Genomic DNA, 12806 nt, shown 5'->3' on the forward strand with positions numbered 1-12806 from the left:
CATGCTGAGAATCGTACCGCTCGACGACGGCGAGGAGCCTTATCGCTCGCCCGATCTCGGCTGGGATGGGGTCGCCGGTGACCTCATCCTCAACAGCCTGTTGCATCCGACCGCGCCCGGTGACTTTCGCGCTGAACAGGGGCTGGCGACGCAGGTGCTGATCTGCCTGATGACCGATCGCCGAGTCGAGCCATACGAGCTGCGTGACGGCGACGTCAATCGCGGCTGGATCGGCGACAGCTTCGACCTCGGTCCCGGCGAAACACCGATCGGCTCGCGCCTCTGGCTGCTGCGTCGCTCGGCGCTCCATGAAGGAATCGAGACGCTGGTCGAGGCCTATGCGGCCGAGGCGCTGCAGCCGCTGATCGACCAGGGTGCGGCGGTTCGGGTGACGGCGACGGCCACGGCCGATCGTCCCGCGAGCCGGCTGACCCTCGACATTTCGCTCTACGGGCATGACGGCGCGCAGAGCTTCAACCGCAAATTTGAAATCCTCTGGAGGCAGATCGATGGCGTGGACCGTCCGCTCGCTCGCTGACATTTCCAGGCGCGTGCGCGGAGCCTTCCGCGAATACTTGCCGGGGACCGATTCAGCGCTCGCGACCAACTTCGTCACCGTCACCGCGAAGGTGCTTGCCGCGCTCGGGCACGAGTTCGAGCTGCGGATGGCCTACCTGACGCGGCAGCTGTTTCTTTCGACGGCGGACGCACAATTTCTCGTGCGCCATGCCGCCGATGTCGGAATTTACCGAAAGCCCGCGGCCTCGGCCGCGGGGCAGATTTTCGGTCAGGGTGAGCCGGATGCCATCTATCCCGCGGGAGTCCGGTTCGTCTCCGGGAGCATGACCTACACATCGACCGCGCCCGCCTCTGCCAGCCCGACCGGGGTGATTTCGCTCCAGGTGAGGGCCGAGGCCAAGGGGGCGGCGACGAACCGTGACGCCGAAGGCGTGCTGGCGCTGGCCGACCCGGTGCTCTGGCCTGAGCTTTCGACCGAATGGACTATCGGCGGCGATGGCCTTGGCGGCGGCGCGGATGCTGAGACTGACGAGGCTCTTCGCGCCCGGGCGCTGGTCCGCAAGCGAAATCCGCCGAGCGGCGGTTCGCTGACGGACTACGAGCAGATCGCGCTTTCGGTTCCGGGCGTGGCCAAGGCATGGGCGTTTCGCGACCCTGCCGCGCCCGGGTTCGTTGCGGTGCTGTTCCTTTTTGCCGAACGGCCGAACCTGATGCCGACCAGCGGCGACGTCGCGGTAGTGCAGGCGGCAATCGACGCCCGGCGGCTGATCCGCGTCGATGACAGTGTGGCAGCCGCCCCGATCGCGCGGCCGGTCAATCTCGTTATCGCCGGCCTGTCTTCCGACACGACGGCGGTGCGCAGCGCGATCTCCGAAGCCGTTGCGGCCATCCTGTTTGAACGCGGCAGGCCGGGCGTGCGCGGCGATGTGTTCATGCTGTCGCGGTCGTGGATCGAGGAGGCAATTTCCGGCGCGGTCGGAGAGGACCGTCACGTGCTCATGGAGCCGGCCGGCGACCTGATGCTGACGGAGGGCGAATATGCCGTCCTCGGGGATGTCGCTTATGTCGCGTAACCCGGTGTTTCACACCACCTCGCGCGGTTTTCCCGCGAACAGCGGCGTTGCGGTCGACGAGCCGTTTGACGCGCTGGCGCGGCCATCGAATGACGACCTGATCACCGCGGCGCTGTCATTGTGGCCGCAAGGGGCTGCCTGGGGCTCGCCCGATGGCGAAGCCGTGCCGCTCTCTTCGGTGCTGGCACGCTTCACCCGCGTGCTGATCGACGGGTTTGCCTGGCTCTACGGTCGCGCTTTCCGTCTGGCGCTCGAGGCGAGCCCGCAAGGAGCGGCCGAGCTGCTGCCGGAATGGGAGCGGGATCATGGGCTGCCGGAACCCTGCTTCACAGGCGACCGGTCGATCGCAGAGCGGCTGTCGGCGCTGGCGGAGATGGTTCGCGGCCGGACGGCCATCCATCCGCAGGATTTCATCCGCATCGCCGCGATCTTCGGTTTCGAGATCGAGATCGAGGAGCCGGCCGTGTTCGGTTGCGGCTTTTCCGAGTGCGGCGGCTATCACGAGACGGCCTCCGGCGATCAGGAGACTTACTGGGTCGTGCGGGTGCGCGATGCGGCGCTCGGCTTTTTCGAGGCGGCGACCAGCGAGTGCGGCTATGACCCGCTGTTTTCCACCGGTGAGGCGGAGCAGATCCTGTGCCTGCTGCGCAAGCTCGCGCCCGCCTGGACGTTGCCGATTCTCATGCCGTGGCGAACGCACGGTGTCCTGACCACAGAGACCGGCCAACTCCTTACTGACGAATTCGGCAACGTGCTGATCGTCCCCCTATAGTTTCATCTGCGAAAGGCGCACCATGAAATACAACCAGCCCTATGGCAACCCGGACGCAAATGCCGGCTATGTCGATCGCAATGCCGCGGGCGCCGTTGCCGGCTCCAGGGTACCCGCCATGGCAATCGAGGCACCGCAGCGCGAAATCATGGCGGTAATCAACGCGGCCGGTATCGCTGGCTCGAATTCCGACCTGACGCAGCTCCTCCAGGCCATCCAGCAATTGATTGCCGCGGCAACGGGCGGGGCCGGCGATCCTAACTACGTGCTGATGACGCAGGCGCGAACGCGCATCCCGATCTTTCCGCAGGTGCTTACCGCAACCGGCGTCCTGCCGGTGGTCGCGCCGACGACCGGGCTGGTGCGGGTGCCGGCCGGCTACGAGTTCCTGCATCGCGGTATTTTTCTGATAACGACGGTGCAGACGGATTTCGTCACCGTCGCCAACAAGACCTATCACCTGCGCTGGTCGCCATCGGCGGGCTTTGCGCTCAAGGACCTGGCCAGCGCCGCCTACAACCCGTCGGCGTTTGGCGAGGGGAACGAGGCCTTCGATTCCAGCTATGACGACATGCTGGTCTCGCGCGTCGTGACGAGCGCCGCAAACGTGCCGACGGTCACAAACCTCGCCAACAAGGATCGGCTGTCGCAGATGATCGCGGACGCCGGGCCTATGACGACCTCGCCGGGCGCCAGCGGCGCTCTGCGGACGGCGACGCTCAGCTGGAACTGGGCACGACGCCCGCTGTTGCAGGTCACGCCGGTGTGGTTCCAGATCGGGCCCGGTGGACCTGGCTATTTCGCCGCGAGCCAGATCCATGACCATGACTTCTCGATCGCGAAAATCAGCCTGACCCGGTACGGCGCCTCGGTGAACATCTTCCGGGATTACGCCACGGAAGCCAACATCGAAGCGTTCATCACCGCCTGAGGAGACCCCCATGGGATCGATCATGATTAACGGGGTGGAGTTCCCGGCCGTGCGGATCGACGAGCTTCCGGCGATCGCCAGCCCCGCCATTGGCGGCGCCGCCGGACCGGTGATGCTGGGCGGCCAGGCCGGTCGCCTGACGCCCGACCAGATCAAAGATTACCTCAATGGCCTTGGAGGTATTGCCAGCGAGGATGACGTTGCCGCTGCCTTGCTGGCCACGTTTGGGGCCGGCATTGGCGGGATGTGGCGCAACGGCGTGATGCCGACGCTCGATCTCGACTTTACCAGTCGCAACGGTGCGCCGTTCAAGGGCAACCTTACGCGCTCTTCGGTCGGCGGCTACGTCCGCAATAGCTCGGGCGCCATGGTGCCGACCGCAAACAGCGAGCCGCTTGTCGATTTCGGCGCGGATGGGAAGCCACTCGGGACCGGTTTTTTTGGGCCATACACCCAGCTCCTGCTCAACAGCGGTGCGCTGTCGACGCAGAACGTCACCACAACCGCGCAGAGCTACACGCTGTCATTCTGGGGAACAGGTAGCGTCACGCTTTCGGGCTCAGCAACCGGCACGCTCGTCGGGACCGGCACAGATAACCGCGTCAGCCTGACGGTAACGGCGACTGCAGGGGCGCTAACCTTGACGGTCTCCGGTACGGTCACGCGGGCGATGCTGACGGCTGGAAACGTCGTGTATCCGTATGTCGAGAGTGCGGGCGCTACTGTCGCCCGAAACCTGGACAGCATGCTGATTGGCGGCGCGGATTTTGCAGACTTCTGCAATCCGAACGAGGGCACGGTATTCGCCGAGTTCATGGTGCCGAGCTCGAGCAGCGGTGGCTATATACTGAGCCTTTCCGATGGGGGCTCCATCAACTTAAGTCTGGTGCGCACATCGGCAAACCTTATCAGTGTCCAGTCTTCGAGTGGCTGGGCCGCCACCGTGATCGGCCCCGCCATCACCCCAACGGCAATGATGCGGGCGGCACTAAGCTATAAGGCTGGAGAGGTTCGGCTCGGCGTGAATGGGGTCGCCACCTATGTCGATACGTCCATTACGCTGCAAGCGATGACGACCCTCTACATCGGGAGAACGCAAGCCGGAACTCAGCACCCCAACGGATACATCCGCCGCCTGACCTACTGGCCAAAGGCGCTCACCCAGGCACAGTTGGAGGATATGACGCGATGAACACCGCCACCAAGAACCGCCAGGGCCTCATGGGGCCAGAGCACGTCAGGAGCCTAGCGGCCGTTGAGACCGCAATAGACCTGCGACTGCGGGTGGATTCTGCGCAGGGCCTTTCGGCTGTCCAGCAGGCACAGGGACGAGCGAACCTGGGAGCGGCAGGGAACCTGATCGGCTATCAAATCTTCACCGCGTCGGGCACCTACACCAAGTCCGCCAACGTGACCAAGATCCTCGTTGAACTCGTCGGCGGAGGCGGCGGCGGTCGCGGTCCCACAGGCACAAGCGGCAACGACGGCATCACCGCCGGTGGCGGCGCCGCGGGCGGCTATTCGAGAAAGCTGATCGATGCGACTGCGATCACGACTGTCGCTGTGACGATTGGTGCAGGCGGTGCTGGCGGGGCGGCCGGCGGCAACAACGGCCTCATCGGCGGCACGACCTCCTTTGGCGCGCATTGCAGCGCAACTGGTGGAACCGGAGGGATCAACGCCGGCGGCGACGGTGGCGTCGGATCGGGTGGCGATCTCAATTGCCAGGGCCAGCCCGGGGAATCCCGCAGCGCGCAGGAAGGGACACTTGTGTCTTCCGGAGCCGGAGGACCCAGCGCGTTTGCCGGCGGCGGCAGAGGTGCACGGTTCGGCGGTACGGCTGCGGGAGCGGGGGAAAAAGGTTCTGGCGGCGGTGGCGGATACAACAACACTGCAGGCGGCAATGGCGGCAACGGGCTTGTGATCGTTTGGGAGTTTGCATGATGCGCAGCGCAATCATCGAAAATGGCGTCGTCGCCAACGTCATTGTCGGATCGATCGAGGGGAGCATTCCTTGTGCCGACGCGATCTCGATTGGCTGGAGCCATGACGGGGAGGCGTTCGCGCCGCCGGAGCCTGAACCGGTGGATCTAGCCGCCTATGCCCGCGAAAAGTCCTGGCAGGTGCGAGTTGGCGGCACCACGGTTAATGGGGCGCCTATCCAGACGGATGGTGAGAGCATCGCGCTCATCACGGCGATGGAGCGGTTGGCCGAGCGAGATCCGGAGCGCGTCTTCGAGTTTGATAGCCTTTCAGGCCCGATCACTCTTACGTCGACCCAGGCGATTGCCTTCTCCGTCGCGGCCGGGGACTGGGTCCAGGCCACCTTCGACCGTCGCGCCGCTGTCCTGCGAGCGATCGAGGCGGGCCACGTGACCACGACAGCGGAGATCGATGCGGCTTTTGTGGACGTTATCATGCCTTGGCCAAGCTGAGGGACAGCCTACTCCGTCGTAAACGGCCATCGATCGTCAGGCCGTAACGGCCCGCCATAACCATCAAGGACATCATCATGAACACGACCGTGCAGGATCTGCAGCGGCGCTTGATCGCGCTTGGCTATAACCCCGGCGAGGCAGACGGCATTGCCGGGCCGAAGACGGAACGGGCGGTGCGCGTGTTCCAGATCGCGGAGGGATTGACCGTCGATGGCGTTGCCGGGCCGACGACCTTGGCCCGGCTGCGCGACAAGGAAACCAAGCCCGCTGCATCTGGTAATGCTGCCGCCGTCGTTGCCCGCCAGCCGAAGGCCTCACGCTCGATCACCGAGATCATCGTCCACTGCACCGCCACGCCGGAAGGCAGGGATGTTTCCGTCGACACGATCCGCTCGTGGCACCTCGCCAACGGCTGGAAGGACATCGGCTATCACTACGTCGTCATGCTGGACGGCGCGATCGAGGCGGGGCGCCCCGAGCCACAGGTCGGATCGCATGTCGCCGGCCATAACACCGGGACACTCGGCATCGTCTATGTCGGTGGCGTGGCGGCGGACGGCAAGACGCCGATGGACACCCGCACCCCGGCCCAGCGGGCCGCGCTGCTCGATCTCGCCCGCGCGTTGATCGCCAAGTACCCGACCGTCCGCAAGGTCACCGGCCACAACCAATATGCCGCCAAGGCCTGCCCTTCGTTCGACGTCCGCCAGGACGATCTCGGCCGGCTCGTCTGATGCTCTCTCCAAAGCAAAGAAAGGAAACACCATGCAAAAGATCTCGAAGGCCATCGGCGCGGCTGTCGGCGGCGCTGCAACAGGCACCGTCGCCATTCCGTTCATGCCGGCCGACACGCCCTGGTATGGCTATCTCGCCCTTTATGCCCTGACGATCGGGCTGCCGGCGGTGCTGGCCTATCTGGCTCCCGCAAACAAGGCCTGACCGGGTTTTTCCGGTCTTGATCTCTCGCATCGCATTGGAGCGGAAATGACGCCTGCAGAATTTTTCGACTTCCTCGGCATCAGAGCGAGCGTTGTCCTCGCCGGCTTATCCGGCGGCATCCTGCGGGCCTTGTCCCGTCGCTCCTATAAAATGCGAGAAATGATTGCGTCACCACTCTGTGGAGCTCTGGCGGCCGGCTATCTGACGACGCCGACCGTTCACTATCTCGGCGTTGTGAACTGGCCGCTGCCCCCAGACCAGATCGCCACGCAGCACGCGGCTGCGTTCTTGATCGGCGTCTCGGCCATGTGGATAGCCGATGCGGTGTTCGAACACGTCATGCGAAGGCTCAAACAGAGTGAGGGGGCCGGCTGATCACCACCACCCGACCAGTTGCCCGGTGCGAATGACCATGCCGGCAACCGCAGCGATGGCGCCGGCGACAACGAGGAAGTACAGGGCGAAGTCGCGAAACATCCCTGACACTCAACTCTGCTGCCGTTCGCCAATGATCTTCACTGTCGACAAGAGCGCATCCCCGACACTTCTAACAAGTTCGGGATCTGTGGCGGGCTGTTCTTCACTATCATCAAGAAGCATATCATCGAATCTGTAGAAGGTTTCTCCTTCGACAAGCGACCACTCATTGAGCAGCTTCTGGTGATCTTCACCGTAAGCTGAGTGAACCGCGTGACGGTCACTGATCGGCAGTTCTGGCACCTTTCCGATGAAATTTTTTTGGATGACGGCCCTCAGCAGATTGCGATTGGCCGGAAGAACCTCTTGCAGATTGATGTAACGCATTACCTCAGAGCCGAACTGATTAACTGACAGGTTTCTCTGTTCAGTTCTCAATCCGTCACGGAATGGGATCCCGGTGCGGGCGAGAAAATCATTTACGACATCACCATCCGTGAGAAGGTCCTTCTGATATGGAGCTACAATGAAGTTATCCGCTCCAAACGCGTTGATCCATGGGCGAATTTTGCTCGAATATAGTTCCGAGGAAACGCATTTATCTTTGATAAACTCTTCGCGAGTGCAGCGCTCTCCAGCCCTTACCAGTTGATAATAAATGCTATTCAGATATTGATCTGGACGTCTCAAGTAGCAAACAACAAGCGCGCTCTCGAAGTGCCTCTGCGAAAAAGCGAACGCCTCCTCCGCTAAGCCATTGCTGCCGAACCGAAACAGCGCCTCGTCACTAATAACCACGGACGCATCATCCGGTAGAGAGCTCAGTTCTTCCTTGAATTCCGCCAGAACATTCTCACGCAGTTGGCGCCTGCGATCGCTATCCTCATATTGCGTGGCTAGCGGCGGTCCGCCTAGCGGCAATCCGCCTGGCGTCATGGCGAAGCGAAATATCAGATGACGGACGTGGTCGCGTCCCGCCATGACACGCCCCGTTTGAGGATATATGATTCCACGTTGGGTACTCGAATAGGCCTTCAGCGCATGTTGGATGGAGGTAGTGCCGGTTTTTGGCGTACCGATATGAAGAATGAGGCGCACAATTCACCCTTGATGCTATTAAAAATGCGCATACCAGTTCGTAAGTTCGCGCGAAAATTGTCACGTTGATGCTCGGCGTCAAGTCGGCCTTGGCATGCCGGATAATCCCTTAGTACTAGCTAGCGTGGCTGGACGCTCGCTTTGGGATTGGGACCAAGAAAGGCCGGGCTTCCCCGACCTTCTGAGCGCCTTGCCGAATGAACCGGTTAGAGGATGAAATCACCCGCTCTCAGCGTGATTGCGTCATCGAGATGGATCGAGAAGTCTGCCTTCTTGTCTCCGTTCAAATCGGCAAAAATGTACGTGTCCGAGGACATCTTTTTATACATTAGTTGGCCAGCCTTGCCGGTGAACGCGTTCGTACCGATGAATGAAAACGCCTGATTTCCCGTCAGTTTGGTGTTGGCGTCGATTGTTGCAAGGTGGATCACGTCTTCGCTGGTGAAGTCGTAGATCGTGTCCCGGCTGGTCGGTGATGCGGTGCTGTGCTTGAAGGACGTGAAGATGAAAGTGTCGGCGCCACTCTCGCCATACAGACGGTCACGTCCAAGTCCGCCATTGATCTTGTCGTTGCCGCTACCCGCGAACAGGAAATCGTCGCCGCCGTTGCCAAGCAGTGTGTCGTTGCCTGCGTACAATTTCACGTAGTCGGTGGCGTTACCTCCCGTGAAGCTGTCACTGCCCTTCAGTCCGCTTGCGATTACTGACATGTCATCGCTCGTGGAATAGGTGTTTGCGGCCTTCACGATGCTCGTCGCGGAGATGCTAAAGCCGTCGACGATGAACGCTCTGGTGCCTCCGGCGAATGCAGCATAGCTGGTCACCGTGCCGGCTGTCGGCTCTCCGTATGAATTGTACTTGAAGCCGGAACCACGAAACTCATCGGCATAACCGCTTCCGTAGTCGGCCCGAAAGAGCGAATTGGTTCGCGTGTATGAGTAGCCGTAGTAAATGCTGCTGAAGTCCAGCTCTCTCACATCCAGCCCGTAGCTGGCGTGTACGGTAATCTTAGCCATGGAATGCTCCCCGAGTCCCCAATTGCAGAAGAAACCCTAGTGCTGGGAGCGGCTCAATTCAATGGGCGAATGGGGGAGCTGTCGATACTCGCCTTGGCATCCGTATCAAAAGGAAGCCCGGGCCACGTGGCTTCGGCCCTGCAGTCGCTCAGCGAGATTGGAGCGGCAGACGCTCGTGCTCCCGGATGCCTTCTACATCCTCCGGCGTCATCCCGAACAGCTTTCCTGCCATCGCGGCATCATAGGCGTCCTCACAGGCCTTGGCGGCAAGCCTGGCGCTGTCCTCGCTTCCATGCCAGCCGGCGAGCTTGGTGATGTCCTTCACGCCAGCAAGACACGTCAGGTTCCAGTCCCATAGGCTCGGCCGGTTCGCCGGTTGGATCAGACGGCCGAACTGCCTCTCCCCATGCCATCCCGAAAAGAGCGGGCTGATGTGCTCGTCCTTGATCCAGCGGTAGCGGGGGCGGGGGCAGTCTTCGTCGGTCATATGTCCTCGGTCATGCATGGGTGAATAGGATAGTGTGCTGGCCGGGAGTTTTACAGTACGCCCTTAACTCATTGATGTTGTTTGGGCCGGATCGGCGGTGTTTTACATTCAAGCCGTTGATGAAGAACGAAGGTCGCGAGCTTCCCAAGCTGAACGCGCGGGTTCGATTCCCGCTACCCGCTCCACGCGTGCTCCTCCCCGCCCGTTGCCGCAGACGGATCCGGCGCCCGGCCGGGCCTGGATGGGGCGCCGGTTAGGGGCGCCGTCGGTCTGTGTGCGGTCTTGTTCCAGAAGAACGGGTTGTTGCGCAACTCCGCCACCGCGCGCCAGGCGGCGAGCGAGATCAGCATCCAGTAGGGCGCGACCAGGCCCCATCGCCAGCCGACGGCGGTCCGTTCGTGTTGGCCCATCGCAGCGCGGCCGAGGGCGATGAAGACCGCGTAACTGCCGAAGATGTTTACGATGTCGATGACGAACAGCGTCAGATGGAAGGCGTCCGCCGCGTAGGGCCCGTCGCCCATCATCCGCCAGGCGACATGGCCGACATAGGCAATCAGCAAGGGGTGGGTGAGCGAAGACAGCAGCAGGCCGCCGATCAGCACCTGGAACACGGCAAACGGGACGACGCCGATTTCCCGGATGAGGCGGACGGGTTGGCGCATCAACACGAGCCAGGTCTGCAGCCAGCCCTTGAACCAGCGGGTGCGTTGACCGAGCCAAGTCCGGACGTTTTCCGGGGCATCCTCCAGCGTCGGCAGGTCCAGCGTGCCGCTTGTGTAGCCCATCCGATACAGGCGCAGGCCAAGGTCGGCGTCTTCGGTGACGTTGTGCGGATCCCAACCGCCGCAACGCCTCAAGACCGCCGTGCGGAAATGGTTGGACGTGCCGCCGAGCGGCATGGGAAGCCGCTTGGCGGCCAGCAGCGGCAGCAGGCGCCGAAAGAGGGCGGCGTATTCCAGCGCGAACAGCGCACTGATCCACGATGCATGCGCGTTCGAGATCACCAGCGGGGCCTGCAGACAGGCAAGCTCGGCGGGCGCCGAGCGGAAACGCTCCCAGGCCTCCGTGAGTTGACCAGGATGCGGACGGTCCTCGGCGTCGTAGATGACGAGGAATTCGCCGCGCGCGGCTGGCAACGCATAGGACAGGGCCTTCGGCTTCGTCCGCGGCAGGCCGGGCGGCACCATGACGATCTCGAATTGCGGCGGAAGCGGTCGACGGCGCAGCGCCGCGAGCGTCGCCGCGTCGTCGGCCTCGCAGATCAGCTTGATGTCGAGGCGGGAGCGTGGCCATTCGAGGCGCTCAAGCACGCCGACCAACTGGTCGGCAACATCGGCCTCGCGGTAGAGCGCGACGAACACCGAGTAGACGGGGCGCACCTCGCAAGGGGCAGCGCCTCGCCTCGCCCTGGCTGCACGGTGCCGTCCGAAAAGGGCGGACAGGCGAATGACCAGCGTGGACAGAAAAAACAGCGACACGATCACGTGCAGCACTGCGATCGCGATCAACGGTGCCACGGCCGTGGCGAACAGCGCCGTTGAAATGCTCACCCCCGTGTAAAATCCCTGCCGTCCCCAGAAGGTCAGCCGCGCACTGTGCTCGGGAGCCGTGTCGAACAGCTGGCGGGTCGTCTCGCGCGCACGCCGCGTCGCGCCAGCACTCCAGATTGCGTCGCGGATTGCCTGCGGCGTCGTGACCGCCAGGCGAGAGCGCAGCATTGGAAAGCGCTCAAGCGTGGTCTGCAGTTGCGTGATCCTCGCGGCCGTTGGCACGATCGCGGTCAGTGGCGGCTGCGACTGGAATGTCAGGCGCACGATCCCGGGCCGCACGAGCTGGGTATCGATGCCTTCGATGTCAGCGATGCGGGCCGGATCGATGGTGCGCAGGAACGGCAGGCCGAGGATTTCGGCGAACGCCTCGTAGTGGACTTCCGCGCGCACCGATCCGCCGGACAGAAGTTCCGCCTCCAACGACGTGTGGTTGCGTGTCGCCTGCAAAAGCAGATCGGAGATCAACGGTTTGCCGAAGCCGAGCCGGCGCAGCACCCTGGCCTCGGCCAGGAGTTCCGGCGCGATCGCACCGAGCGGCGCGGACGCGTCCGTGGGCTCCACGGCAGGCGGAATTGCTGTGGAACTGGACGTCTGATCGGGATAGTCTGCCAGTCGCATGCGGCCAGCGTCGCACCCTCATGATGCGGCGTCCCCTTCTAAACCCCAAGTTGATGATAATGCGGCAAGGCGGAATTTCTTCAAGAAAAATTTGCGTACTCGTCGCGCTATGCGTGCTGATGGGCAGTGCCCTCGGCAGGGCGGCAGCCGCTGACACGGCCCGGCCGGCCGCGTTTCCGACGAGTTTCGACAGTCGGGAACGGATTCCGAAGCCAGATCTGTCCACGGTCGCACGGGTTCGGTTTCTGACGACGGTCGATTTCCCGCCGTTCAACTTCATCGACCAGACCGGCAAGCTTGCGGGGTTTCACATCGATCTCGTGCGCGAGATCTGCAAGGAACTGGATATCATCGCAAAATGCCAGATCCAGGCGTTGCCGTTTGCGGAACTGCGCGGCAGCCTGACGGAAGACGCGGGCGAGGCGGTTGTCGCGGGCATGGCGGTGACAACGGGATTGCGGCGCGATTTCGCCTTTTCCCGACCCTATCTGCGGCTGCCGGCGCGCTTTGCCGTGCGGGCCAACGCCGCTCCGGCCACCGGAACTGCGGCGGCGTTGGCGGGACGGCCGGTGGGGGTCGTGGCGGGCAGCGTGCACGAGGCGATGCTGAAGGCCTATTTTCCGACGCTGAGCCCGGTGCCGTTCGCTACCCTGGCGGACATGCAATCGGGCCTGGCGGCGGGCAAGGTGGATGCGGCGTTCGGCGACGGCCTGCAAATGGCTTTCTGGATCGGCGGTCCGGGTGCCGGCAATTGCTGCCGGTTGTTCGATGGCCCCTATTTTTCCGATGCCTTCCTCGGCGAGGGCCTGACGATCATGACGCGCAAGGACGAACCTGCGATCGGCGGCGCGATCGATCACGCGCTCTTGGCGCTGTCGCGCAGCGGTCGGCTCGCGGAAATCTACCTGCGCTACTTTCCGATCGGCATCTACTGAGGGCGCCGGTTGC

Annotated in this window: 15 protein-coding genes; 11 read left to right on the plus strand and 4 right to left on the minus strand. The window is 63.0% G+C overall.

The window, feature by feature from the left end; translation table 11 throughout:
• The first annotated feature begins 1 nt into the window (after window position 1).
• The 10 genes from JNC62_RS10505 to JNC62_RS10550 all read left to right on the plus strand — a co-directional run bounded on the left by JNC62_RS10505 (window position 2) and on the right by JNC62_RS10550 (window position 7047).
• On the plus strand, window positions 2-538 hold the full coding sequence (locus tag JNC62_RS10505) for a phage GP46 family protein (protein ID WP_374838496.1): 537 nt from the start codon (window positions 2-4) through the stop codon (window positions 536-538).
• Window positions 510-1592 (plus strand): baseplate J/gp47 family protein, encoded by a 1083-nt coding sequence (locus tag JNC62_RS10510; RefSeq protein ID WP_374838498.1) that lies wholly within the window; start codon window positions 510-512, stop codon window positions 1590-1592. Before JNC62_RS10505 ends, JNC62_RS10510 begins: the two co-directional genes overlap by 29 nt.
• Complete coding sequence (locus tag JNC62_RS10515) at window positions 1582-2364, plus strand: hypothetical protein (RefSeq protein WP_374838500.1); 783 nt, start codon at window positions 1582-1584, stop codon at window positions 2362-2364. The genes JNC62_RS10510 and JNC62_RS10515 overlap by 11 nt, the downstream gene beginning before the upstream one ends.
• Before the next feature lie 22 nt (window positions 2365-2386).
• On the plus strand, window positions 2387-3295 hold the full coding sequence (locus JNC62_RS10520; RefSeq protein WP_374838502.1) for a hypothetical protein: 909 nt from the start codon (window positions 2387-2389) through the stop codon (window positions 3293-3295).
• 10 nt (window positions 3296-3305) lie between these two features.
• Window positions 3306-4487: a LamG-like jellyroll fold domain-containing protein gene (locus JNC62_RS10525; RefSeq protein ID WP_374838504.1), complete on the plus strand. Its 1182-nt coding sequence runs from the start codon at window positions 3306-3308 to the stop codon at window positions 4485-4487.
• Window positions 4484-5239 carry a glycine-rich domain-containing protein gene (locus tag JNC62_RS10530; protein WP_374838506.1) on the plus strand — a complete coding sequence of 252 codons (756 nt, stop codon included), beginning with the start codon at window positions 4484-4486 and terminating at the stop codon, window positions 5237-5239. Before JNC62_RS10525 ends, JNC62_RS10530 begins: the two co-directional genes overlap by 4 nt.
• Window positions 5239-5730 (plus strand): DUF4376 domain-containing protein, encoded by a 492-nt coding sequence (locus JNC62_RS10535; RefSeq protein WP_374838508.1) that lies wholly within the window; start codon window positions 5239-5241, stop codon window positions 5728-5730. Before JNC62_RS10530 ends, JNC62_RS10535 begins: the two co-directional genes overlap by 1 nt.
• A 77-nt stretch (window positions 5731-5807) precedes the next feature.
• A complete protein-coding gene (locus tag JNC62_RS10540; RefSeq protein WP_374838510.1) occupies window positions 5808-6467 on the plus strand; it encodes a peptidoglycan-binding protein in 660 nt (219 codons plus the stop codon).
• Window positions 6468-6498: 31 nt separating this feature from the next.
• Window positions 6499-6672: a hypothetical protein gene (locus JNC62_RS10545; protein ID WP_374838512.1), complete on the plus strand. Its 174-nt coding sequence runs from the start codon at window positions 6499-6501 to the stop codon at window positions 6670-6672.
• Window positions 6673-6717: 45 nt separating this feature from the next.
• Window positions 6718-7047, plus strand: coding sequence for a hypothetical protein (locus tag JNC62_RS10550; RefSeq protein WP_374838514.1), 330 nt, complete (start codon window positions 6718-6720; stop codon window positions 7045-7047).
• Between the two features lie 111 nt (window positions 7048-7158).
• Here the strand turns inward: JNC62_RS10550 and JNC62_RS10555 are convergent, their stop codons facing one another.
• From JNC62_RS10555 to JNC62_RS10570, 4 genes are all read right to left on the minus strand, one after another.
• The gene (locus JNC62_RS10555) at window positions 7159-8070 is read right to left on the minus strand and encodes a hypothetical protein (protein ID WP_374838516.1); all 912 of its coding nucleotides are present in this window, start codon (window positions 8068-8070) and stop codon (window positions 7159-7161) included.
• A 323-nt stretch (window positions 8071-8393) separates the two neighbouring features.
• Window positions 8394-9203, minus strand: coding sequence for a calcium-binding protein (locus JNC62_RS10560; RefSeq protein WP_374838518.1), 810 nt, complete (start codon window positions 9201-9203; stop codon window positions 8394-8396).
• Between the two features lie 148 nt (window positions 9204-9351).
• Complete coding sequence (locus JNC62_RS10565; protein ID WP_374838519.1) at window positions 9352-9690, minus strand: hypothetical protein; 339 nt, start codon at window positions 9688-9690, stop codon at window positions 9352-9354.
• A gap of 173 nt (window positions 9691-9863) precedes the next feature.
• A complete protein-coding gene (locus JNC62_RS10570) occupies window positions 9864-11858 on the minus strand; it encodes a glycosyltransferase family 2 protein (protein ID WP_374838521.1) in 1995 nt (664 codons plus the stop codon).
• A gap of 59 nt (window positions 11859-11917) precedes the next feature.
• On the opposite strand from JNC62_RS10570, the gene JNC62_RS10575 reads away from it, so the two are divergent.
• A complete protein-coding gene (locus JNC62_RS10575; RefSeq protein ID WP_374838523.1) occupies window positions 11918-12793 on the plus strand; it encodes a transporter substrate-binding domain-containing protein in 876 nt (291 codons plus the stop codon).
• The last annotated feature ends 13 nt before the right edge of the window (window positions 12794-12806 follow it).

This window comes from Mycoplana ramosa (assembly GCF_041930185.1).
Taxonomy (GTDB): domain Bacteria; phylum Pseudomonadota; class Alphaproteobacteria; order Rhizobiales; family Rhizobiaceae; genus Mycoplana; species Mycoplana ramosa.

Excerpts from the sequence above, each read along its gene's own strand:
- JNC62_RS10515 (WP_374838500.1), top strand. The coding sequence starts at position 1,582 with ATGTCGCGTAACCCGGTGTTTCACACCACCTCGCGCGGTTTTCCCGCG.
- JNC62_RS10520 (WP_374838502.1), top strand. The coding sequence starts at position 2,387 with ATGAAATACAACCAGCCCTATGGCAACCCGGACGCAAATGCCGGCTAT.
- JNC62_RS10505 (WP_374838496.1), top strand. The coding sequence starts at position 2 with ATGCTGAGAATCGTACCGCTCGACGACGGCGAGGAGCCTTATCGCTCG.
- JNC62_RS10545 (WP_374838512.1), top strand. The coding sequence starts at position 6,499 with ATGCAAAAGATCTCGAAGGCCATCGGCGCGGCTGTCGGCGGCGCTGCA.
- JNC62_RS10550 (WP_374838514.1), top strand. The coding sequence starts at position 6,718 with ATGACGCCTGCAGAATTTTTCGACTTCCTCGGCATCAGAGCGAGCGTT.
- JNC62_RS10540 (WP_374838510.1), top strand. The coding sequence starts at position 5,808 with ATGAACACGACCGTGCAGGATCTGCAGCGGCGCTTGATCGCGCTTGGC.
- JNC62_RS10555 (WP_374838516.1), bottom strand. The coding sequence starts at position 8,070 with ATGGCGGGACGCGACCACGTCCGTCATCTGATATTTCGCTTCGCCATG.
- JNC62_RS10575 (WP_374838523.1), top strand. The coding sequence starts at position 11,918 with ATGCGGCAAGGCGGAATTTCTTCAAGAAAAATTTGCGTACTCGTCGCG.
- JNC62_RS10565 (WP_374838519.1), bottom strand. The coding sequence starts at position 9,690 with ATGACCGACGAAGACTGCCCCCGCCCCCGCTACCGCTGGATCAAGGAC.
- JNC62_RS10510 (WP_374838498.1), top strand. The coding sequence starts at position 510 with ATGGCGTGGACCGTCCGCTCGCTCGCTGACATTTCCAGGCGCGTGCGC.
- JNC62_RS10525 (WP_374838504.1), top strand. The coding sequence starts at position 3,306 with ATGGGATCGATCATGATTAACGGGGTGGAGTTCCCGGCCGTGCGGATC.
- JNC62_RS10530 (WP_374838506.1), top strand. The coding sequence starts at position 4,484 with ATGAACACCGCCACCAAGAACCGCCAGGGCCTCATGGGGCCAGAGCAC.
- JNC62_RS10535 (WP_374838508.1), top strand. The coding sequence starts at position 5,239 with ATGCGCAGCGCAATCATCGAAAATGGCGTCGTCGCCAACGTCATTGTC.
- JNC62_RS10570 (WP_374838521.1), bottom strand. The coding sequence starts at position 11,858 with ATGCGACTGGCAGACTATCCCGATCAGACGTCCAGTTCCACAGCAATT.
- JNC62_RS10560 (WP_374838518.1), bottom strand. The coding sequence starts at position 9,203 with ATGGCTAAGATTACCGTACACGCCAGCTACGGGCTGGATGTGAGAGAG.